Below are 22,904 nucleotides of genomic sequence, written 5' to 3' on the forward strand. Positions count from 1 at the left end.
GCCGGGTCAGCGCGGGGGCTCGGTCGGTCCGGGGAAGAACGCCGTGGTCGCCCCGGCGGTCTCCGCCCCGTCCACAGTGAACTGCTGACCCGACACGAAGGACGCCCCGGGGGAGGCGAGGAAGTGGAAGACCTCCGCGATCTCCTCGGGCAGCGCGTGCCGCCGGGCCGGGATGCGCGCGTTGACCTCGTCGAGCATGGCGTCGGTGTACTCGGCGCGCTGCATCGGCGTCAGCACCGCGCCCGGCGCCACGCACGCCGTGCGGATCAGCGGGGCCAGCTCGACCGCGAAGGTCTGGCACAGCGACGCCACGCCGGCCTTGCTGGCGTTGTAGTCGGCGTACAGCGGGTAGCCGCGGGAGCCGTTGACGGACGCCGTCGCCAGCAGCACCCCTTCGCCCTGGCGCAGCATGTGCGGCACCGCGTGCCGCCACAGCGCGAGGACGCCCATGAGGTTGACGTCGAGGGTGCGGCGGGCGTCGGCCTCGGTGATCTCCAGGATGCCGTGCCGGACGCTGATGCCGGCGTTGGCGACGACGACGTCCAGCCGCCCCCGCTCGGCGGCCACCTGGTCGACGGCGTCCCGGACGGCGTCCCAGTCGGCGACGTCCACCTCGACCCGGTGGACCTCGCCGCCGCCCTCCCGGGGCCCGTCCGGGCGGTCGGTCGTGGGGGGCTGCACATCCAGGTTGACGACGTGGTCGCCGGCCCGGGCGAAGCGTTCGGCGGTGGCCTGCCCGATGCCACTGGAGGCGCCGGACACGATGACGGTGCGCATGACGGTGCTGCCTTTCGCGTACGGGGGGAGCCGGCCGGGTCAGACGATGACGCGCGGGTGGTCGAGGGCGTAACCGCTCAGGTTGCGGCGCAGGTTGCGGCTGACGGTGAGCTTCTTCAGCCAGCGGTCGTTGCCGTCGTAGCGGGCGGTGAAGGGTCTGCGGCCGTGCACCGCACGGTAGTTGTCGACGATCAGCAGCGAGCCCGGGGCGACCGCGACATCCCGCTGGACACGGCTCAGTTCGGCCATCAGGCGGTCCAGCGCGGCCTCGGCCTGCGTGTCGCCGGGCAGTGTGTCCATGAACGGGCGGTCGATGCGCAGGTAGGGGCTCAGCCGGTCGCCGGACAGCACGGCCGTCGGCGCCGGGTCCGAGGCCATCGCGCGCAGCCGGGGGAGCGCCGGGTGGCCGGGCGCGTAGGTCTCCAGCTGCCGGATGTGCTCGGTGTCGGGGCGGATGAGGAACCGCTCCTCGGCGAGCACCGCCCGGTCGGCTCCGTCGAGCCGTACGTCGCGCACGGAGGCGACGATGGTCGGCACCGCGTCGGGGTTGCGCAGCCCCATCAACAGCAGGTAGTCGCAGCGGTTGGGGTGGAAGCCGTCCTCGGTGTGGAACTCCAGCAGCGCCCCGCTGCCGTGCCCGCTCTGCCGGTCCTCGTCACCGCGGATCGGCAGGATGTTCTGGATGATCCGCCCTTCCTGGAGGGTCGCCCAGCCGAACGGGTCGCCGAGCGCCAGGCCGCACAGCGCCAGCCACACCTCCTGGTCGCGGGCCGTGCGTCCGTGGATCGCCTCGCGCCAGTGACCGGGCGTGGAACCGAGCGCGTCGCCGTCCACCGGGAAGCCGTGCACCAGGCAGGCGGCGTTGCGCTCGCTGCGCCGGTACGACAGCAGGAACGTGCGCAGCCCCGCCGGCAGCAGCTCCTCGGCGGTGAGCGCGCGGTCGTAGAACTCGGGCAGGGCCGGCGAGCCGTACGCCTCGCCGAGCTTCTCGGCGGCGGTGCGCAGCTCGGCGACCTCGTCGGCGTCCAGGACGTACTCGACGGGGGTGTCCGGGCCGTCCGGGGCGACCGCGGTGCGGGCGGCGTCCCGGAGGGACGCGTCGACGGCCGGGTTCGTGATTGTCATTGCGGTGTCCTCACCGGGTTCGTGACCGCTCGGGTCGTCCGTCGTTCGGTCCTGTGCGGTCCGCGCCGCTTGGTGGCGGCCGGATCGCGTGGTGGAGCGCACCGGACCGGCCGAGCAGGGTCCCGGCCGTGTCGTGGTCCAGTGGTCGTGCGGTGGTGCTTCTCGGGTGGTGCCGTCGGGATGGTCCTGGCCGGGCGGAGCCGGGCGTGGGCCCTACTGCCAGTCCTGCGCGAACCCGTCCAGCTCCGCCTGGTCCAGCGTGATCAGCGGCTCCTCGTCGCCGGCCGCCTCGGTGGCGGCCGGCGACGAGGGCAGCTCCTTGACCGCGGCCGCGATCGCGGCCACGGTCTTGTGGGCGAACACGTCCCGCGGGGTGACGTCCAGATCCGCCTCGCGGGCCAGGGTGACCAGCTTGATCGAGACGATGGAGTCGCCGCCGAGGTCGAAGAAGCTGTCGTCGACCCCGACCCGCTCCACCCCGAGGGCCTCGGCGAAGAGGGAGCACAGCAGCTCCTCGCGCGGGGTGCTCGGCGCCCGCCCTTCCGCCCCGGCGGAGAACTCCGGCGCGGGCAGCGCGTTCGGGTCGAGCTTGCCGCTCGCGGTCGTCGGCAGCCGGTCCAGGACGACCACCGCCGCGGGCACCATGTGCTCGGGCAGCGCCTGCGCGGCCCGCCGGCGCAGCAGGACCGGGTCGGGCAGCGCACCGGCGGCCGGGGCGGCGTACGCCACCAGCTGTCGGTGACCGGGCCGGTCCTCGCGGACGACGACCACGGCCTGCGCCACCGCCGGGTCCTCGGCGAGCACGGCCTCGATCTCACCGGGCTCGATGCGGAACCCGCGCACCTTGACCTGGTGGTCGACCCGGCCGAGGAACTCCAGGGCCCCGTCGGCCCCCCGGCGGGCCAGGTCGCCGGTGCGGTACATGCGCGCCCCGGGCGGGCCGAACGGGTCGGCGACGAAACGCTCCGCGGTCGGAGCGGGGCGGCCCAGGTAACCGCGCGCCAGGCCCTCGCCGGCCACGTACAGCTCGCCGGGCACGCCCGCCGGCACCGGTTGCAACGCACCGTCCAGCAGGTACACGCGGGCCCCGGTGACGGGCTCGCCGAGCGGCGGGCGGACCCGGCCGCTCAGCGGGCGGCTCATCGTCGCCATGACGGTCGCCTCGGTCGGGCCGTAGGCGTTGACCATCCGGCGCCCCGTCGACCAGCGTTCCACCAGGTCGGGCGGGCAGGCCTCGGCTCCGACCACGAGGGTCGTGCCCGGCGGCAGCGCGTCCCCGGGCAGCGCGGCGAGGGAGGACGGCGGCAGCAGCAACGCCGTCACGCCGTACCGGGCCACCGTGGCAGCCAGCGCCGGGCCCGGCAGCAGCTCGTCCGCCGGCGCGGTGACCGCGCTCGCCCCGGTCAGCAGGGCCGTCGCCAGCTCCCACACCGAGGCGTCGAAGCTCGGCGAGGCGAACAGCAGCACCCGCTCGTCCGCGCGAAGCTCCAGACCGGCGCGCTGCTGGGCGACCAGGGCCGCGATCCCGAGGTGCGGCACCTGGACGCCCTTGGGGCGACCGGTCGACCCGGAGGTGTAGATCACGTACGCGGTGTGCGCGGGCCTGAGCGGCGCCACCCGGTCCGCATCCGTCAGGTCGGCGCCGGAGAGGCCGCCGCCCGCCGGTGCCGGGCCGAGGCAGCGCGTCCGCGCCGCGCCCGCCTCGGCGAGCAGCTCCGACGTCCCCGGGGCGGTCAGCACCAGTGCCGGCCGGGCGTCGCCGACGATGTGCCGCAGCCGTGCCGGTGGATAGCCCGGGTCCAGCGGCAGGTAGGCGGCGCCCGCCTTCAGCACGGCCAGGGTCGCGGTCACCGACTCCGCCGACTTCGGCAGCGCCACGCCCACGACGTCCTCCGGGCCGATGCCCTCGGCCACCAGCTCCCGCGCCAGCCGATTGGCCCGCTCGTTCAGTTCGCCGTACGACAGGGCGTGCTCCCCGTCGATCACGGCGACGGCGTCGGGCCGCTCCCGCACCCGCTCCTCGAACAGCGCCGGGAAGGTGCCCGGCCCCGGGTGGGCGGGCCCCTCCGCGGTGGCGCGCAGCGCGGTCCGCTCCTCGGCCGTGAGCAGGTCCAGCCGGCCCGACGGGGCCGACGGGTCGGCCAGGAAGCCGTCCAGGACCGCCCGGACCCGGGTGAGCAGGGCGGCGCTCTCCTCCGCAGTGAACAGGTCGTCCCGGTAGCTCAGTTCGAGGCTCAGCCGCTCGCCCGGCACCACCACCAGGTTCAGCGGGTAGTGGGAGGCGCCCGGCACGGGCTCCTCCTCCACCGTCATGCGCAGCCCCGGCACCTGCTCCTGGACGGCCTCGCCGTCGAACGGTGCGCTCGCGAAGTCGACGACCGTGTCGAAGAGCTCGCCCGTGCCGAGGAACCGCTGCACCTCGGTCAGCCCGAGGTGCTGGTACGGCCGCAGTCCGGCCTGCTGCTCCTGAAGGTCCGCCAGCAGCGCGCCCAACGGCCGGTCCGGGGCGACGCGGACGCGCACCGGGACGGTGTTCATCAGCAGGCCCACGATCTCCTCCGACCCGGGCAGTTCCGCCGGGCGGGCGGCGGTGGTGGCGCCGAACACGATGTCGTCGCGGCCCAGCAGCCGCCCCAGGACGACCGCCCAGGCGCCCTGCACCAGGGTGTTGAGGGTCAGTCCCGCGCCACGGGCGCCGGCGACGAGCGCCGCGGTCCGTCCGGCGTCGACGGTATGCGTCACCAGGTGCGGCACACCGGCCGTGGCGGCCTCCGCGTCCGGGGCCACCAGCGTGGGCTCGTCGAACCCGGCCAGCGCCTCGGCCCAGGCCCGGACCGCCGCATCGCCGTCCTGCCCGCCGAGCCAGCGCACGAAGTCGGTGAACTGCGCCGGCGCCGGGGCCGGGTGGGCGCCGCCGCGGGCGTAGGCGGCGAACAGGTCACGGAAGAACAGGGGCAGGGACCAGCCGTCGAGCAGCGCGTGGTGGTGCGACACCACCAGCAGGTGGTCGTCGTCCGAGAACCTGACCAGCGTGACCCGCAGCAGCGGGGATTCGGCCAGGTCGAAGCGGCGCGTCCGCTCGTCGGCCAGCAGCTCGGCGACCCGGGCCCGCCGCTCCTTTCCGGCCGGGCCGGTCAGGTCGACCTCGCGCCAGGGCGTTTGGACGTCCTCGTGCACCAGCTGCACCAGGCGGCCCGAGCCGAGCAGCCGGAAGGAGACCCGCAGCGCGGTGTGCCGGGCCAGGACCGCGTCGAAGGCCGCGCGCAGCACCGCCGGGGAGAGGGCGCCGGTGAGCCGTACGGACGCCTGAGCGGTGTAGACGTCGATGCCGTCCGCGGCCAGCATGGCGTGGAAGTGCATGCCCTGCTGGAGCGGCGTCGGCGGCAGCACCTCGGCGTACGGCCGCTCCAGCGCCTCCAGTTCGGCCACTTCGGCCTCGGTGAGGGTGATCGGCGGCCCGGCCGGGACGGCCGGCCCGTCCGGTTCGGGACCGGCCTCCCCGGCCGCCTCCGCCAGGCGGGCCACGGTCCTGTGGACGAACACGTCCCGGGCGTTGACCGCGAGCCCGGCCCGGTGCGCGCGGGCGGCGAGCTGCATGGCGGTGATGGAGTCGCCGCCGAGGTCGAAGAAGCTGTCGTCGACGCCGACCCGCTCCCGGCCCAGCACCCCGGCGAACACGTCGTGCAGGAGCCGCTCCCGCTCCGTGGACGGCGCCCGGTGGGCCTGAGCCGCCTCGAACCGCGGCTCGGGCAGCGCCCGCCGGTCCACCTTGCCGTTGGGCGTGAGCGGGAAGGCGTCGACGGTCATCACCACTGCCGGGACCATGTACGCGGGCAGCCGTTTCGCGACGGCCGCGCGCAGCACGCCGGGACGGACCTCGGCGCCGGGCGCGGGCCGTACGTAGCCCACGATCCGCCGCGCCCCGGCCGCGTCCTCGGACACCGCCGCCACCGCCCGGTCCACCGACGCGTCGGCCGCGAGGGCGGCCTCGATCTCGCCGAGTTCGACGCGGTGTCCGCGGATCTTCACCTGGAAGTCGGACCGGCCGCGGTACTCCACCACTCCGTCCGGGCGGCGCAGCCCCAGGTCACCGGTGCGGTACATGCGCGCACCCGGCTCCCCGAAGACGTCGGCGACGAAGCGCTCCGCCGTCGTCGCAGGGCGGCCCAGGTAGCCGCGGGCCACCCCGCCGCCGGCGATGTACAGCTCGCCGACCACCCCGTCCGGGACCGGACGCAGGAAGGAGTCCAGGACGTAGACGCGCGTGTTGTCGGCCGGGGTGCCGATGGCCGGTCCGGCCGCGGCGCCACCGTGCCACAGCATGGCGTCCACGGTGCACTCGGCGGGGCCGTACAGGTTGTAGACCGACAGGTCCGGCACCGCGTGCAGGGCCTCCCACAGGTCGGCGCCGGCCTCCTCGCCGCCGAGGGCCAGGACGCCCACCCGGTGCCCCTGCCCGGACGCCTCGAACATGCCGGCCGCGAGCAGCTGCCGGGCCACCGACGGCGTGGTGTCGACGACGTCGACGGCCGCGCGGGCCGCGAGACCGGTCAGGGCGACGGCGTCCTTGCGCACGTCGTCGTCGACCAGCAGCAGCTCGTGCCCGCCGACCATCCACAGCAGCTGACTCCAGGAGGCGTCGAAGCCCAGGGAGTTGGTCAGGGCCGCGCGCAACGTCCGGCCCCCGGCACGCTCCCGCTCCGGCTCGAAGAAGTTCGCCCGGTGGCTGTGGAACATGTTGACCAGGTTGCGGTGCTCGACGGCGACCCCCTTGGGCCGGCCGGTCGAGCCCGAGGTGTGGACCACGTACGCCAGATGCTCCGGCCGCAGCGGCCGCCTGCGGTCGGCGTCCGCGAGGTCCGAGGCGTCCTCGGGCACCACGGCCGCGTCGGTGTCCAGCGTTCGGCCGGGCACCGGCGGCGCCGCCGCGTCGGTCAGGACCAGCACCGGCCGGGCCTGCGCGCAGATCGCCGCGATCCGCTCGGCCGGGTGGCCGGTGTCGATCGGCAGATAGCCGGCGCCCGACTTCAGTACCGCCAGGATCGCCACCACGGCCTTCACGGTGCGGGGCAGCGCCACGCCGACCAGCCCGCCGGGGCCCGCGCCCTCGGCGACCAGCAGCCGTGCCAGCCGGTTGGCGTCGGCGTTCAGCGCGGCGAAGGTCAGACTGGAGGCGCCGTCACCGACGGCCACCGCGTCCGGAGTGGCCCTGACCTGCTCCTCGAACACCTCGGGCAGCGTCCGTGCCGGGTGGGCCACGGTCCGTCCGGAGCACGCGCGCAGGAGTTCCTCGCGCCCGGCCGGCGAGCACAGCGGCAGCCGCCCCGCCGGAAGATCGGGTCCATCGGCGATGTCGCGCAGCAGCCCGCACAGCCGGTCCAGCAGCCCGGAAGCGGCGTGGGCGGTGTACACGTCCTCGCGGTGGTTGAGCTCCAGCCGCAGCCCCTCGCCGGGGTGCACGGCGAGGCTCAGCGGGTAGTGGGTGCCCTCGAAGGCGTCGTCGACGATGTCACGCAGCAGCGTCACGGAGAGGCCGGGCACCTCGGCGCCGCGGACCGCGCTGTCGACGGGTACGTTCTCGAAGGCGACGGTGGTGTCGAACAGTTCCGTCACGCCCGCGGCGCGGTGGATGTCGGCCAGGCCCAGGTACTCGTGCCGGGAGAGCGCCGACTGCTCGTCCTGGAGACGGGTGAGCAGCCCGGCCACCGGCTCGGCCGGGTCGATCCGCACCCGCGCGGGCACCGTGTTCATCGTCAGGCCCACCATCCGCTCACTGCCCGGCAGCTCGGGCGGGCGGCCGGCGACCGTACTGCCGTGGACCACGTCCTGGCTGCCCGTCAGCACCGACAGCAGCAGCGCCCAGGCACCCTGCACGACGGTGTTCACGGTGAGCCCGCGCGAGCGCGCGGTCCTTGCCAGCCGTGCCGTGTCCGCCGGGGACAGCTCCGCTGTGGCCCGCCGCTGGGCCCGGGCCGGACCGTCGTGCCCGGACGGGCCCGCGACCAGCGTCGGCCCCTCCAGCCCGGCCAGCGCCGACCGCCACGCCCGCTCGGCCTCCTCGCGGTCCTGTGCCGCGAGCCAGCCGAGGTAGTCCCCGAACGGCACGGCGGGCTCCAGCGCCTCGGCCGAGCCGCCGTCCCGGTAGATCCGGAACAGGTCGGCCAGCAGCAGCGGCAGCGACCAGCCGTCCAGCAGGATGTGGTGGTTGGTCAGCAGCAGGACGTGCCGGTCGGCGGCGAGCCGGACGAGGGTGAAGCGCAGCAGCGGCGGCCGGGCCATGTCGAAGCGCCGCGTCCGGTCGTCCGCCAGCAGCCCCGTCAGCCGCAGCCGCTGCTCGTCCGCGCCGAAGCCGGAGAAGTCGACCTCCTCCCACTCCGGTTCCGCGGACCGCGCGACGGCCTGCACGGCCTCGCCCGAGCGGCGCCGCAGGAATCCGGCCCGCAGGCTCGCGTGCCGGGCGGCCACGGCGGCGGTGGAGCGGCGCAACGCCGCGGTGTCGAGCGTGCCGGTCAGCTCCAGGGGCGTCTGCACGGTGTAGAAGTCGACGGAGGGCGCGGTGGCGTCCCCCTCGTCGAACAGGGCGTGGAAGAGCATGCCCTGCTGCAACGGGGTCAGCGGCAGCACCGCTTCCAGAGAAGTCTGCTTCACAGTGTCCCCCACTGGGCTTCGAGCTCGTCGAGTTCGTCCGCGTCGAGCCGCACCAGGCTCTCGGCACGCGGTGCCGCGGCCCCGGGACCGGTGTCCCGGGCCACCTCGGCGAGCCGCGCGATGGTCTTGTGACCGAAGATGTCCCTGGCGGTGAGGGTCAGTCCCGCCCGGTGGGCCCGGGCCGCCAGACGGGTGGCGGTGACGGAGTCGCCGCCGAGGTCGAAGAAGCTGTCGTCGACGCCGACCCGCTCCCGGCCCAGCACCTCGGTGAACACGTCGTGCAGGAGCCGCTCCCGCTCCGTGGACGGCGCCCGGTAGGCGCTCGTCGCCTCGAACCGCGGCTCGGGCAGCGCCCTGACGTCGACCTTGCCGCCGGGCGTGCGCGGGAAGGCGTCCAGCACCGTCACCGCCGCCGGGACCATGTACGCGGGCAGCCGCTCCCCGGCGTGGGCGCGCAACTCCGCCGCGTCCGGTCGCGTCGCCGCACCGGCCGCCGGCACCACGTACGCCACCAGCCGCCGTACCCCCGCCTCGGACTCGCGGACGACGACCACGGCCCCGCCGACGCCCGGGGCGCCGGTGAGGACGCCCTCCACCTCGCCGGGCTCGATACGGAAGCCGCGCACCTTCACCTGGCTGTCGGCGCGGCCCAGGTAGACCAGTTCACCGCCGGCCGCCCAGCGGGCCAGGTCGCCGGTGCGGTACATGCGGGTGCCGGGCGGCCCGAACGGGTCGGCGACGAAACGCTCCGCCGTCGTGCCGGGACGGGTCAGGTAGCCGCGGGCGAGACCGTCACCGCTCAGGTACACCTCGCCGGGGACCCCGGGCGGCGCCGGGCGCAGTGCGGCGTCCAGCACCCGCACCCGGGTGCCGGGCACCGGGCGGCCCATCGGCGGCACGGTCCGGCCGGAGAGCCGGCCCGTCTGCGTGGCGATGACCGTCGACTCGGTGGGGCCGTAGGCGTTGACCATGTGCCGGCCCGGCGACCAGCGGGCCACCAGCTCCGGGGAGCACGCCTCGGCGCCCACCACCAGGTCGGTGCCCTCGGGCAGCGCGTCCTGCGGGAGCGCGGACAGCACCGACGGCGCCAGCAGCAGGCAGGTCACGCCCAGTTCGGCCACCAGGTCCGCCAGCGGCGGCCCGGGCACGAGCCGCTCGCCCGGCGCGACCACGGCGGCCGCTCCGGTGAGCAGGGCCGTCGTCAGCTCCCACACCGAGGCGTCGAAGCTCGGCGAGGCGAACTGGAGCACCCTGGTGCCCGGACGCAGGCGCAGCCGCTCCCGCTGACCCTCGACCAGCGGGGCCAGGCCGGTGTGCGTGACCACGACGCCCTTGGGCCGGCCGGTCGAGCCGGAGGTGTAGATGACGTACGCCGGGTGCCCGGGGGTCAGCGGCGCACGGCGGTCCGCGTCGGTCAGGTCGGCGGCGGCCGGGTCCGCGTGCGGCGGGCCGTCGACGGCGCCGTCGTCCACGTACAGCCGGGGCACCCCGGACGCGAGCGTCGGGTCGTCCGCCTCGCGCGTGGTCAGCACCAGCAGCGGCCGGGTGTCGTCGAGCATCGCGGTCGTGCGGGCCCGCGGATAACCGGGATCGACCGGCAGGTAGGCCGCGCCCGACTTCAGCACCGCCACCACCGCGGTCAGGGCGTCGGCGCCGCGCGGCACGGCCACCGCCACCAGGTCCTCGGGCCCCGCCCCGCGCGCCACCAGCGCCCGGGCCAGCCGGTTGGCGCGGGCGCTGAGCCCGGCGTAGTCCAGCGAGCCGGTGGGGGAGAGGACCGCGAGGGCGTCCGGGGCGCGGCGGACCTGCTCCTCGAACAGCTCCGGGAAGGTGCGTGACGGCACGCTCCCGGCTCCTTCCCCGGCGGCGAGCACCGTGGTCCGCTCGGCCTCGGTCAGTACCTCGGTCCGGGCCAGCGGGAGGTTCTCCGGGGCCGTCAGGAACCGGGACAGGAACGCGGTGAACCGGAGCCGGTGCGCCTCCAGTTCGGCAGGTGAGTAGCGGTCGGGGTTCGCCTCGAGGGACACCCGGGCGCCGGTGCCGTCCGGATCCGGATGGCAGGTGATGTTCAGGTCGGTGACCGGCCCGCCGGACAGCGTGGTCAGCGTCGCCTCGCGGCCCGTGAAGGCCGTCTCCGAGCCGGCGGGCATGATGTTGACGAGTACCCCGTACAACTGCTCTCCGCTGCCCAGCAGTTTCAGGTCGCGACGCAAGTCGTCGTAGGGGTAGCGCTGGTGCGTCAGCAGCTCGCCGAGGCGGCGGGCGACCTGACGGACCAGGGCGGTGCGGCCCTCGTCCGGACGGACGGTCAGACGCAGCGGCAGCGTATTCGACAGCATGCCGGGCGCGTTGCGCGACCGGAGGCCCAGCCGCGCGGTGACCGGTACGCCGATCGTCAGGTCCTCGGCCCCCGTCACCCCGTGGAGGTAGGCGGCGACCGCCGACAGCAGCGCCACCGTCCACGGCGCGCGGGCCGCCCGGCCGGCCGCGTGCAGCTCCGCCAGCTCGGCCGGCGACAGCTCCGCCGAGGCGGCCAGGGCGCGTGGCGCGGCGCCCGTGGGCACGCCGGGGGCGGGGCTCGCGGTCTCCGGTCGGTCGGCGAACGCGTCGTTCCAGTACCGCCGGTCGGCCGTGTACTCCTGTGAGCCGCGGTAGTCCGCCTCCTCCGAGAGCAGCGCCCGCAGCGTGTCCAGCGGCTCGCCGGCCGGATCCGCGCCCGAGGCCAGTGCCTCGTAGTGCGCGGCGATGCGGCGCGAGTGCAGCACCGACCCGAACGCGTCGGACAGGACGTGGTGGCTGCGCTGATACCACAGGTGGTGGTCGGGGCCCACTCGCATCAGCACGTGGGCGGACAGGGCGTCCTTCGTCAGGTCCAGCGCGGTGGACCGGTCGTCGTCCACCAGCGCCCGTGCCACCGCGAACGGGTCCGGCTCACCGGTGAGGTCGAGCTCGCGCCAGGTGGAGCAGCCCGGCGCCACCGGGCGCTGGAACACGCCGTCCGGGCGCTCGACGAACTCCACGTCGAAGGTGCCGCTCTCCGCCTCCGACCGGCGGACCGCGCGTCGCAGCAGATCCCCCTCCAGCGGCCCGCGGACCTCCATGACGGCCACGGTGTTGTAGGCCGGGTTGCCGGGATCGAGCCCCTGGGCGTGGAAGACCCCCGACTGGGCCGCGGTGAGCGGGAGCAGGCCGGGGTCGGCGGGCAGGTCGCCGTCGCGTGGTGTCATCTGGTTCGTCACCGCTCTCGTGGACTTCCGGGAACCGTCGGGCGCCGCCTGCGGTGTTCCGGGCCTTTCGGAGGATGCCGGTAGGCGGTGCGGCGCCCCCGCGCGAGCGCCCCTCTCGTCGCTGCGCAGGTGGGCCCCGGCATCCTGCTCGATGCTGCACGGGCCGTACGCCGGTCGCCAGGCAACCGACCGGCAATCGCTGTTGCTGGTGTAACTGCCGCCCCACCCCCATGAGTTACCGGGCCCCTGCCTGGCCCTGCCGCCCGGGGGCGGTGAGGCTGGCGGTCGCCGGGCGCGGCGCCCGCCCCCGGGTGAGCCGTCCGCGTCACGGGCATCCCGTGTCAGCACGACATCCCGGAGAGGACGAGCACGTTGGGAATCGGGGACCGAGGTCTGCTCGACTGGCTGGACGACCCGTCCGCTGAACGCGGCCTGTACTACGCGAACCGCGGCGACGGCTGGGACTTCTGGTCCTACCGTGATCTGCGGGACCTGGTGCTGCGCACCGCCGCGGCCCTGCGGGCCCGGGAGGTCGGAGCCGGTGACGTGGTGGCGCTGGTGCAGCGCTCCGGTCCCGGCTTCGTCGCGACCTTCTTCGGCGCGCTGGCCGCGGGCGCCACGCCCTGCACCATCGCCCCGCCGTTCGCCTTCCAGCGGGCCGACGACTACGAGCGGCACGCCGCGCACCTGCTCACCACCGTCGGGCCCCGGATCACCGTCTGCGACGAGGAGTCGCAGGAGCGCCTCCGCAGGATCGCCGCCGTGACCGACCTGCCGGAACCGGCGGTCTTCGGCGAACTCGTGGCCGACGCGGAACCGTCGGACGGCCCGCTGTCCCTGCCGGAGACCGCGCTGGTGCAGTTCACCTCCGGTTCCAGCGGTTTCTCCCGGGGCGTGCGGATCTCCGCCGAGGCCCTGCGCACCAACCTCGCGGGGATGGGCCGCTGGCTGGGCTGCGCCCCGGAGCGTCCGGCGATCAGCTGGCTGCCGGTCCACCACGACATGGGCCTGGTCGGCTTCCTGCTCAACGTCGTCGTCACCGGCTTCGACGGACACATGCTCCAGCCGGACGACTTCATCCGCTCCCCGCAGCGCTATCTGCGGCGGATCAGCGAGCAGCGGATCGTCATGACGGCCATGCCCAACTTCGGCCTCTCCTACATCCTGCGCCGCGTCCGCCCGGCCGACCTCGAGGGCCTGCGGTTCGACTCGCTGCGCTGCGTCATCATCGGCGCCGAACGCATCGACCCGCGTGTGCTGGACGACTTCCACGCCCTGCTCGGCCCGTACGGCCTCGATCGCGGCGCCCTGCTGCCCGCGTACGGCAGCGCGGAGGCGACCCTCGCCGTGACCGGGCTGGCACCCGGTGAGGGCTGGTCGACGCGAGAGCCGGACGAGGGCGACGCCGGCTCACTCGCCGGCACGGTGGTGGTCGGCTGCGGCCGGCCGCTCGAGGACCGTACGGTGACCATCGTCTCCGACGACGGGGACGAGGTGCCGGACGGGCAGGTCGGCGAGATCGTCGTCAGTGGCGTGTCCATCGCCGACGGTTACGTCGGTGACGCCGGCACCGCCTCGGGCACCAGCATCGGCGACCGGCTGCGGACCGGCGACGCGGGATTCCTGCGCGACGGGCAGCTGTTCGTGATCGGCCGGCTCGGTGACGGGCTGAAGGTCAGCGGCAAGATGGTGTTCGCCGAGAGCCTGGAGACGCTGCTGCACCAGCGCGGCATCCCCGAGCGCCGGATCGCGGTGCTGCTCGGGGTCCGCGACGGCACGCCGACCGGCGTGGCCGTCTTCGCGGGCGCCCGGGACGGCTGGCGGAGCGCCGCCCACGAGGTGCTGTCCGAGTGGCTGGGCGACGCCGAACTCCTCGCCGTCGAGGTACCGCGCGGCGGCATCGCCGTCACCTCCAGCGGCAAGCCCAGGCGCCGGGTGATCTGGAAGGCGCTGTGCGGCGGGGCGTACGAGGACACCGTCCGGCCGCTGACGGCCGAGGACGACTGACGCGGGGAGACGGCGGGCGGGGGGCGGCGGGGCGGACGATCCGTCCGCCGCCGCGTCCGCGCTCGCCGTGCCGGCCGGTCCGCCGGTGTCCGGGCGCGGGCCGGGGCCGGACGGTTCGTCCGTGGGACACGGCCGGCGCTCCGCGTGACGGCCGGCCCGCCGGTACGGCCCTCGCCGGGGCACGGGCTCGCGGTGGGCCACGGAACACGCCTGGCGACACGACCGCCCGCCCCGGACCGTGCCGGGGGTGTTCCGGCGTGGCGGCCGGCGGCTCAGCGGACCGCGGCCATCGTCTCCGCCCGCACCAGGTTCTCCGCGATCAGCAGTTCCTTCACCTTGTCCGACAGCATGCCCAGCTGCCGCAGCACGTGGATGACCTGCTGGAACAGCAGCTGCCGGTACGTGGCCATCATCGGGTTGGCCCGCGCGAACCGCACGCCCGCCTCCACGTCCAGGTCCATGCGCTCCCACAGCTCCCGCAGCATGAACCGGCGCGACATCAACCGGATCGCCTCCAGCAGGAAGTCCTCCCGGTCACGCAGTTCCGCCGCGGTCACCTGCGCGTACATGCCGTTGAGCGCGGTGACGCCGAAGGCGATGTGCCGGGCCTCGTCGGCCGCGACCATCCGCGTGATCTGCCGGATCAGCGGGTCGCCGAAGCCGCTGCTGGCCAGCCGCAGCCCGGTGATGGCCAGGCCCTCCATGACCACCTGCATGCCGAGGTAGACGATGTCCCAGCGGGACTCCGACAGCACGTCGTGCAGCAGGGTCCCGAGGCCCGGGTTGACCGGGTACACCACGCCCAGCTTCTCGTCCATGTAGCGCGCGAACGCCTCCACGTGCCGCGCCTCGTCGGCGACCTGGGAGGCGGCGTAGGTCTTGGCGTCCATGTCGGGCACGGTCTCGACGAGCCGGGCCGTGGTCACCAGCGCACCCTGCTCCCCGTGGAGGAACTGGCTGCACATCCAGGCCTGGTACTCCCACCGGAACTGCGTGAGCAGCTCCGGTGGCACCGGGCTGCCCTCGCCGATCACGAACGACGCGAGCCTCGCGCCGTTCTCCTCGGTGAGCTCGGAACCGAAGCGGACGTCGTGGTCCCAGTCGATGTCGGTGGTGGCGTTCCACTGGGAGGCCTTGTTCTTCTCGTACAGGCTCCACACACGGCTGTCACGCTTGCCGTAGTCCCAGTTCAGACAGGCCCGGGTGAGGTTCTCCACCTCCATCAGGTCCGCCTTGACGGATTCCAGGGTGAAGAACGTCGGGTCGGCTGCCTCGTCAGGAAGGGCGGTCATCGTGAAGGAGATCCCCTCGGGGCACAAGAGCAGGAGTGTTCCGACGATCCTCGTCACCGGATGTCCCGCGGGCCAGGCAGACGCCGGGCAACTGGGCGGCAGAGGTGTTGCCGGTCGGTGTGCCTGGCACCGTTGCCGTCGGCCGCCCCACCATCGTCCCCGCGGGCCACGCCCCGGAGAACGCCGGCCGACGAAGGAGCGGGATGCGAACCGATGCCGCTGCACGACCCTCCCCTCCCGCGCGCACCCCGACGCGCGGTGCGGGCAGTCCGTGGATCGTCGGCCGGGTGACGGCACCCGACGCCCGCCTGAGGCTGATCTGTCTGCCGCAGGCCGGGGGAAGCGCCGCGTCGTTCGCGCCCTGGCGGCTCGCCCCGCCGCCGGGCGTGGAGCTGGCCACGGTGGAACTGCCCGGCCGGGGCGTCCGCAGCGCCGAGCCGCTCCCCGACACCCTGGAGGAGCTGGCCGACGCCGTGCTCGACGGCATGGCCGGTGAGCTCCGCGCCCCGTACGCCTTCTTCGGCCACAGCTTCGGCGCGCTGATCGGCTACGAACTCGCCGTCCGCGTCCGCCGCAGCGGCCTCACCCCGCCCGCCGCGCTGCTGGTCTCCGCCTCCCGCGCCCCCCACGCCCGGGTGCTCCGGCGGGTCACCGACCGCGACGACGAGGGACTGCTCAGCTGGCTGGAGGGGTTCGGCGGCTTCCCGCCCGAACTGCACCGCTACCCGGCGTACCTGCGGTACGCCGTGCGTACGGTCCGCCGCGACCTGGCGCTGGCCGAGGCGTACACGGCCGCCGGCCCCGCGCCGGTCGGCTGCCCCCTGCACGTGTTCGGCGGCGCGGACGACCCCCTGGTGAGCCGGCAACGGCTGGAGGGCTGGCGGGAGTGCGCCGACGACGGGTTCACGCTCCGGCTGCTGCCCGGCGGCCACGACTACCTGTTCACCCACGCCGGACCCACGCTCGACGCCCTCGGGCGGACGCTCGGCCGGCTCGCCCGGTCGGCTCCCCTTTCCTGACCCACCGGCCAGACCCCGCCCGGGCGAGCGCCTCGCCGTGCGCGCCGCCGACCGCTTCCGGGAAGACCTCACAGTGAAGACCAACGCCGCCCCGCAGGACCGTCGGCCGTCGCAGCCCTTGCAGCCGACGCCATCCTCGCAGCCGACGCCATCCTCGCAGCCGACGCAGCCGACGCAGCCGACGCAGCCGACGCAGCCGTCGCCGTCCTCGCAGCCGTCGCAGCCGACGCCGCAGAGCACCGTCCCGTCCCCGATCGAGGCCGTGCTGCCGCTCACCTCGCTGCAGGAAGGCATGCTCTTCCACGCCCTGTACGACCCGGAGGGCGCGGACGTCTACACCGTCCAGGCGCCCTTCGAACTGACCGGACCTCTGGACGCCGACGCGCTCAGGGCCGCGTCCGCGGACACGCTCGCCCGGCACATCGCGCTGCGGGCCGGTTTCCGCGAGCGCGCCGGCGGACAGCCCGTGCAGCTGATCCGCCGCACCGCGACCCTGTCCTGGACCTCGCTCGACCTCGCGGGCGAAGAGGACTCCGTCCGCGTCGAGAAGCTGGTCGCCTTCCTGGAGGACGAGCGGCGCCGGCGCTTCGACATGGCGGACCCGCCACTGATCCGCTTCGCGCTCGTCCGGCTCGCCGCGGACCGGCACGCGTTCGTCCTGACGTACCACCACATCCTGCTCGACGGCTGGTCGGTGCCGCTGGTACTGGAGGACCTGTTCACCCGGTACCACCACCACGCCGCGGGCGACGGCACCATCACCGGCGCCCCCTTCACCCCCCTCACCGACTACCTGCGCTGGCTGTCCCGGCAGGACCGTGCCGCCGCCGAGCGGGCCTGGAGCGAGGCGCTGGCCGGACTGGCCGAACCGACGCTCGTCGCGCCCGTCGCCGGCGAGGCCGGCGACGGAACGCTGCCCGGACTGGTCCGCCTCACCCTGCCCGAGGACACCAGCCGCGCGCTGGAGCAGGCCGCGCGCCGGCACGGCCTCACCCTCAACTCCGTCGTCCAGGGCGCCTGGGCGCTGCTGCTGGCGCTGCTCACCGGGCGCGACGACGTGGTGTTCGGGCAGACCGTGCACGGCCGCCCGGCCGGCCTGCCCGGCGCCGACCGGATCGTGGGCCTTCTGATGAACACCGTGCCCGTGCGGGTGCGGATCGACCCCTCGGAACCGCTGGCCACGCTCTTCGCGCGGATCCAGGACGAGCAGCTCGCCCTCGCCCCGCACCAGCACCTCGGACTGACCGAGGTGCGGCGTCTGGCGGGCCTCGGCCCGCTGTTCGACACCGCGGCCGGCTTCGGCGACGCCCCCCTGGGCTGGGACACCCTGCGCGACGCCGTCCCCGGCCTGCGCGTCGCCCCCCTGCTGGAGGCCGAGGGGGAGACCCCGGACACCGGAGCCGACACCGACGCCCCCGGCGGGCAGGAGATCACCGGCACCACGCACTACCCGCTCAGCGTCGTCGCCCTCGCCGGCCCCCGGCTGACCCTCCACCTCAGCCACCGCCGGGACCTGTTCGACGACGACCGCATGGAACTGGTCGGCTCCCGGCTGCGGCTGCTGCTCGACGGCTTCGCACAGGACCCCTCGACCCCCGTCGCCCGTCTGCCCCTGCTGACCGACCAGGAACACCGGAAGGTGCTCGACGGGTGGGGCCGCGGATCCGGGGCGGTCCCCGAGCCGGCCCCGCTGACCCGGCGGTTCGCGGAGCAGGTGCGCACCACCCCCGACGCCCAGGCCGTCACCGACGCCGGACGCACCCTCACCTACCGTGAACTGGACGACTCGGCCGGCCGGCTGGCCCGGCTCCTGACCGAACGGGGCGTCACCCGCGGCGACCTGGTGGCCGTCGTCCTGCCGCGCGGCACCGAACTGATCGTGGCACTGCTCGCCGCGCTGAAGGCCGGCGCCGGATACGTACCGATCGACCCCGGCCACCCGGCGGAGCGCATCGCCTTCCTGCTCGACGACTCCGCACCCGCCGCCGTGGTCTGCGCCGACGCCGGTCACCCCGCCCTCGCCGGCCGTCCCTCGACGGTCCCGCTCGAAGACCCGGCCGTCCGGACGGCCCTGGCCGCGTTCGACGGGCCCGCCCCCGACGCCGAAGTGCGGCCCGAGGACACGGCCTACGTCATCTACACCTCCGGCTCGACCGGCCGCCCCAAGGGCGTGGTCGTCGAGCACCGCACGGTCGACGGCTACCTCGCCTTCGCCCGCGCCGCCTACCCCGGACTGGCCGACCGGGCGCTGGTGCACTCGCCGCCGTCGTTCGACCTCACGGTCACCGGCATTCTCGGCCCCCTGACCGCGGGCGGCCTGGTCCACGTCGCCGACCTGACCGACGTCGACGCCCCGGCCGGCGCCGGGACCCGGCCGCCCGCATTCGTCAAGGCCACCCCCAGTCACCTGCCGGTGCTCGTGGCGTCCTCCGACGCCCACTCGCCCACCGGGCAACTCGTCCTCGGCGGCGAGCAGCTGACCGGCGAGGCACTGGCCGAGTGGCGCGCGGGCCACCCCGACGTGACGGTCGTCAACGAGTACGGTCCCACCGAGGCGACCGTCGGCTGCATGGAGTACCGCCTGGCGCCCGGCGACCCGCTGCCCCGGGGCGCGGTGCCCATCGGCGGTCCCGTGCCCGCCGCACGGCTCTACGTCCTCGATCCCTGGCTGCGCCCGGTCCCGCCGGGGGTGCCCGGCGAGCTGTACATCGGCGGCGAGGTCCTGGCCCGGGGCTACGCCCGCCGCCCCGGCCTCACCGCCGCCCGCTTCGTCGCCGACCCGTTCGGTCAGCCGGGCGCCCGGATGTACCGCACCGGCGACCTCGCGTGGTGGCGACCCGACGGCGCCATGGTCTACGCCGGACGCACCGACGACCAGGTCAAGATCCGCGGCCACCGGATCGAACTCGGCGAGGTCGAGGCCGTGATCGGCGCCGACCCCGCGGTCGCCCGAGTGGCCGCGGCCGTGCGCGAGGACCGGCGCGGCACCCCCCGCCTGGTCGCGTACGTGGTGCCCGGCTCCGGGGGCGACCTGACCGGCCTGGCCGACCGCGTCGCCGAACGGCTGCCCGCCTACATGGTGCCCTCGTCCTTCGTCCCGATGACCGAGCTCCCGCTCACCCCCAATGAGAAGGTCGATCGCGCCGCACTGCCCGCACCCGGGCACGCCCCGAAGCCCGAGCGGCCCGCGCCCGCGAAGGCGGAGCCGGCGTCCGTCGCGGGTTCCGTGCCGGGCGGTGACGGGCCCGCGTCATTGTTCGCGGGTCTGTTCGGTCAGGTGCTGGGGCTGGAGGCGGTGGGGGTCGAGGACGACTTCTTCGGTCTCGGCGGTGATTCGATCACGGTGATCCAGTTGGTGGCGAGGGCGCGTGAGGCGGGCGTGCGGCTGACGCCGAAGCAGGTGTTCACGCACCGCACGGCCGCCGCCCTGGCCGCCTTCCTGGCGGACGCCGCGCCCGCGAGGACCGAACCGGAGCGCACGGCCGCCGGCCCGCGCCCCGTCCCGGCCACCCCCGTCCCGGCCACCCCCGTCCCGGTCGCCACCGGCGCGTGGCCCGACGCCGCCACCGTCGTCCCCGCCACGCCCCTGATGCGACGCCTGCGCGAACACGGCGGCGGCTACGACGCCTTCCACCAGTCCACTCTGCTGAGCGTCCCGCCCGACCTCGGCACCGACCGGCTGCGCACCGCCGTGGCCGCCGTCCTGGCCCGCCACCAGGCACTGCGCGGACGGCTGAGCGAGGACGGCTCCCTCGCTGTGCACCCCGCCCCGGACACCGCGCCCCCGGGCACCGTACGGCGGGTCGACGTCTCCACCCGGGCGGACTCCGACGAGGAACTGCGCGGCCGGATCGTCGCCTGCGCCGCCGAGGACGCCGACGCCCTCGCCCCGCGCGACGGCGCCATGCTGCGGGCCACCTGGTTCGACGCGGGCCGGGCGAGACCGGGACGGCTGCTCGTCACCGTCCACCACCTCGCCGTCGACGCGGTGTCCTGGCACATCGTGCTCATGGACCTCTACACCGCCTGGAACGCCGCCGCGTCCGGCGCCCCCGTGCGGCTCGACCCCGTGCCGCTGCCGCTCGCCGAGTGGAGCGGCACGCTGCACCGGGCGGCGCACGGAGCGGACGTCCTCGCCGAGCTCCCGTACTGGCAGCGGACCCTGGACTCCGACGGCCTCGTCCTGACCGACGCGCGCCTGTCGCCCTCCCGGGACATCCAGGCCACCGCCGGCGAGCTGCGCCGTACCCTGCCCGAGGACCTGACCGGACAACTGCTCGCCACGGTGCCCACCGCGCTCGGCGCCCGCACCAACGAGGTGCTGCTCACCGGCCTCGCCCTCGCCGTGGCCGCCCGGCACCGCTCGGGCCCCGGCGGCAGCTCCGTCGTGATCGATGTCGAGGGCCACGGCCGCGAGCCGCTCGAGCAGGACGCCGACCTGTCGGAGACCGTCGGCTGGCTCACCTCCCTGTACCCCGTCCGCCTCGACCCGGGCATCCCCGGCTGGAGCCCCGACGGCGCCGACCCCGCGTCCGACGACCGCCTCGCCGAGGCCGTGCGCCGGGTCGCGGCCCAGCTCGGCCGGGTGCCGCGGCACGGCCTCGGCTACGGCCTGCTGCGCCACCTCAACCCCGGTACGGCGGCCGGCCTGACCGGCCTCCCGACGCCCCAGCTGTGCTTCAACTACCTGGGCCGGCAGAACGGTCCGGCGTCCGGGGACGAGGACTGGAGCGTCGCGCCCGAGTCCGGCGCCCTGCCGCTCGGCGCCGACCCGCGGATGCCGCTGACCCACGTCGTCGAGGTCGACGCCGCGGTCGAGGAGGGACCGGACGGGCCCCGGCTCGTCGCCCACTGGCGATGGGCCCGGCGCCTGCTGACCGACTCCGAGGCGGCGGAACTGGCGGACCTGTGGTTCGCGGCCCTGCGCGCCCTCGGCGTCCACGCCACCGCGCGGCCGGCCCGGACCGCACGGGACGACGCCGCCGAGCGGTCCAGGCTGGCCGCCCGCACCGGCGGCCCCGTCGAGGAACTCCTGCCGATGACGCCCACCCAGGAGGGCCTGCTCTTCCACGCCCGCTACGCCGCCGAGGACCTCGACGCCTACACCGTGCAGATCGCGATGGAGACCGAGGGCCCGCTGGACGTCGAACGGTTCCGGCAGGCGTGCGACGCCCTGCTGCGCCGCCACCCGATGCTCCGTGCCGCCTTCCTCCAGCGGCGCTCGGGCGAGCCGGTGCAGGCCGTGGCGGAACACGTCCGGATGCCGTGGCGGGTCCACGACCTGACCGGACTGGGCGGCCCGGAGCAGGACGCCCGCCGCGCCGGGCTGCTGGACGCCGACCGGCACCACCGCTTCGACCCCGCCGTACCGCCGCTGATGCGCTGCACCGTGCTCACGCTCGCCGAGGACCGGCACGAACTGGTCCTGAGCATGCACCACCTGCTCGCCGACGGCTGGTCCACGTCCCTGCTGCTGCGCGACCTCCTGGCGCTCTTCGACGGCAACGGCGACGCCGGGGACCTGCCCGCTCCCGGACGCTACCGCGACCACCTGAACTGGCTCGCCGCACAGGACCGGGACGAGGCGCGCACCGCCTGGGCCGAGGCCCTGGCCGGCCTTCCCGGGCCCACCCTGGTGAGCCCCGGCCGCGACACCGCCCGCGTGCGGAGCCTGCCGAGGACCCTCACCGTCGAGCTGTCCGAGGCGGACACCGCCGCACTGCTGGACGCGGCCCGCGGCCACGGAGTCACCCCCAACACCCTGCTCCGTGCGGTGTGGGCGCTGTGTCTGCACGACCTGACCGGGCGGCGGGACCTGGTCTTCGGCGCCGTGGTCTCCGGCCGGGAGGCCGATCTGCCGGACGTCGCCGAGACGGTCGGCATGTTCGTCAACACCGTGCCGGTCCGGGTCCGCCTGGACGTCGACGAACCGGTGACGGACCTGCTGCGCCGCCTGCAGGGCGAGCAGGCCGTACTGCTGCCCCACCAGCACCTCGCCCTGGCCGAGGTGCAGCGGGCCGTGGGACGGGGGCCGCTGTTCGACAGCTGCGTGGTCTTCGAGAACTTCCCGCTGGCCCAGGCCCTCCCGAGCCCCGACGACGGTCTGCGCCTGACCGGGCTGGCGGGCCACGACCCGTACCACTACCCGCTGAAGCTCATGGTCGCGCCCGGCAGCCGGCTCCGGCTGGAGATCGGCCACCGCGCCGACCTCCTCGACGAGGGGACCGGCGAGCGGACCGCCGCCCGGCTGCGCGAGCTGCTGACCACCCTGCCGTCGGCGCTCTCCGCACCGACCGGGTGCTTTCTCCACCCCGGTGCCCCCTCCGCCGCCTCGCCCCACGCCGACCTGCAGCTCCTGTGCGAGCTGGCCGCCGGCGTCCTCGGGCGCACGGCCGTCGGCGCCGACGACGACGTGTTCGACCTCGGCTGCGACTCGCTGACCGCGCTGCGCCTGGTCGGCCGCGTCGAGGCCGAACTGGACGTGGCCCTCGACGTCTCGGCCGTCTTCCGCCACCGCACACCCAGGGCCCTCGCCGTCCTGCTCGCCGCACGGCGGGCCGGCGCCGGGACCGCACCACCGACCGGGAGAACGACATGACCAACCCCTTCGACAACGAGGACGGCGCGTTCCACGTGCTCGTCAACGGCGAACGCCAGCACTGCATCTGGCCCGCCTTCGCCCTGGTGCCGCCCGGCTGGGACGTCGTCCTGGCCGACAGCGACCGGCAGACCTGCCTGGACCACATCGAGCAGAACTGGACCGACATGCGTCCGGCGAGCCTCGCCGACGCGTGACCCGCCCGCCGACG

Annotated in this window: 9 protein-coding genes; 4 read left to right on the forward strand and 5 right to left on the reverse strand. The window is 75.2% G+C overall.

Annotated features, from left to right (window positions below):
• Positions 1–6: 6 nt before the first annotated feature.
• The 4 genes from KYY02_RS22380 to KYY02_RS22395 form a co-directional block, all read right to left on the reverse strand.
• Positions 7–777 carry an SDR family NAD(P)-dependent oxidoreductase gene (locus KYY02_RS22380; RefSeq protein ID WP_371240580.1) on the reverse strand — a complete coding sequence of 257 codons (771 nt, stop codon included), beginning with the start codon at positions 775–777 and terminating at the stop codon, positions 7–9.
• Between the two features lie 39 nt (positions 778–816).
• Entirely contained in the window at positions 817–1,902 is a 1,086-nt protein-coding gene (gntD, locus tag KYY02_RS22385; protein WP_371240582.1) for a guanitoxin biosynthesis L-enduracididine beta-hydroxylase GntD, read from the reverse strand.
• Between the two features lie 213 nt (positions 1,903–2,115).
• On the reverse strand, positions 2,116–8,550 hold the full coding sequence (locus KYY02_RS22390) for a non-ribosomal peptide synthetase (RefSeq protein WP_371240584.1): 6,435 nt from the start codon (positions 8,548–8,550) through the stop codon (positions 2,116–2,118).
• A complete protein-coding gene (locus tag KYY02_RS22395; RefSeq protein ID WP_371240586.1) occupies positions 8,547–11,777 on the reverse strand; it encodes a non-ribosomal peptide synthetase in 3,231 nt (1,076 codons plus the stop codon). The genes KYY02_RS22390 and KYY02_RS22395 overlap by 4 nt, the downstream gene beginning before the upstream one ends.
• Positions 11,778–12,149: 372 nt before the next feature.
• Between KYY02_RS22395 and KYY02_RS22400 the strand changes: the two genes are divergently transcribed.
• The gene (locus KYY02_RS22400) at positions 12,150–13,784 is read left to right on the forward strand and encodes an AMP-binding protein (RefSeq protein WP_371240588.1); all 1,635 of its coding nucleotides are present in this window, start codon (positions 12,150–12,152) and stop codon (positions 13,782–13,784) included.
• 272 nt (positions 13,785–14,056) lie between these two features.
• Here the strand turns inward: KYY02_RS22400 and KYY02_RS22405 are convergent, their stop codons facing one another.
• Positions 14,057–15,076, reverse strand: coding sequence for a diiron oxygenase (locus KYY02_RS22405; RefSeq protein WP_371240590.1), 1,020 nt, complete (start codon positions 15,074–15,076; stop codon positions 14,057–14,059).
• Positions 15,077–15,363: 287 nt separating this feature from the next.
• Here KYY02_RS22405 and KYY02_RS22410 point away from each other — a divergent pair, with 287 nt between their 5' ends.
• The 3 genes from KYY02_RS22410 (at position 15,364) to KYY02_RS22420 (ending at position 22,890) form a co-directional block, all read left to right on the forward strand.
• Positions 15,364–16,095 (forward strand): thioesterase II family protein, encoded by a 732-nt coding sequence (locus KYY02_RS22410; protein WP_371240592.1) that lies wholly within the window; start codon positions 15,364–15,366, stop codon positions 16,093–16,095.
• Positions 16,096–16,357: 262 nt separating this feature from the next.
• Positions 16,358–22,693, forward strand: coding sequence for a non-ribosomal peptide synthetase (locus tag KYY02_RS22415; RefSeq protein WP_371240594.1), 6,336 nt, complete (start codon positions 16,358–16,360; stop codon positions 22,691–22,693).
• The gene (locus KYY02_RS22420; protein ID WP_362279556.1) at positions 22,690–22,890 is read left to right on the forward strand and encodes an MbtH family protein; all 201 of its coding nucleotides are present in this window, start codon (positions 22,690–22,692) and stop codon (positions 22,888–22,890) included. Before KYY02_RS22415 ends, KYY02_RS22420 begins: the two co-directional genes overlap by 4 nt.
• Positions 22,891–22,904: the final 14 nt, after the last annotated feature.

It is taken from the genome of Streptomyces pimonensis, assembly GCF_041380215.1.
Lineage (GTDB): Bacteria > Actinomycetota > Actinomycetes > Streptomycetales > Streptomycetaceae > Streptomyces > Streptomyces pimonensis.

What these genes read in the sequence shown, in the direction of transcription:
- KYY02_RS22380 (WP_371240580.1), bottom strand. Translation starts at nt 777, where the DNA reads ATGCGCACCGTCATCGTGTCCGGCGCCTCCAGTGGCATCGGGCAGGCC.
- gntD (WP_371240582.1), bottom strand. Translation starts at nt 1,902, where the DNA reads ATGACAATCACGAACCCGGCCGTCGACGCGTCCCTCCGGGACGCCGCC.
- KYY02_RS22395 (WP_371240586.1), bottom strand. Translation starts at nt 11,777, where the DNA reads ATGACACCACGCGACGGCGACCTGCCCGCCGACCCCGGCCTGCTCCCG.
- KYY02_RS22405 (WP_371240590.1), bottom strand. Translation starts at nt 15,076, where the DNA reads ATGACCGCCCTTCCTGACGAGGCAGCCGACCCGACGTTCTTCACCCTG.
- KYY02_RS22420 (WP_362279556.1), top strand. Translation starts at nt 22,690, where the DNA reads ATGACCAACCCCTTCGACAACGAGGACGGCGCGTTCCACGTGCTCGTC.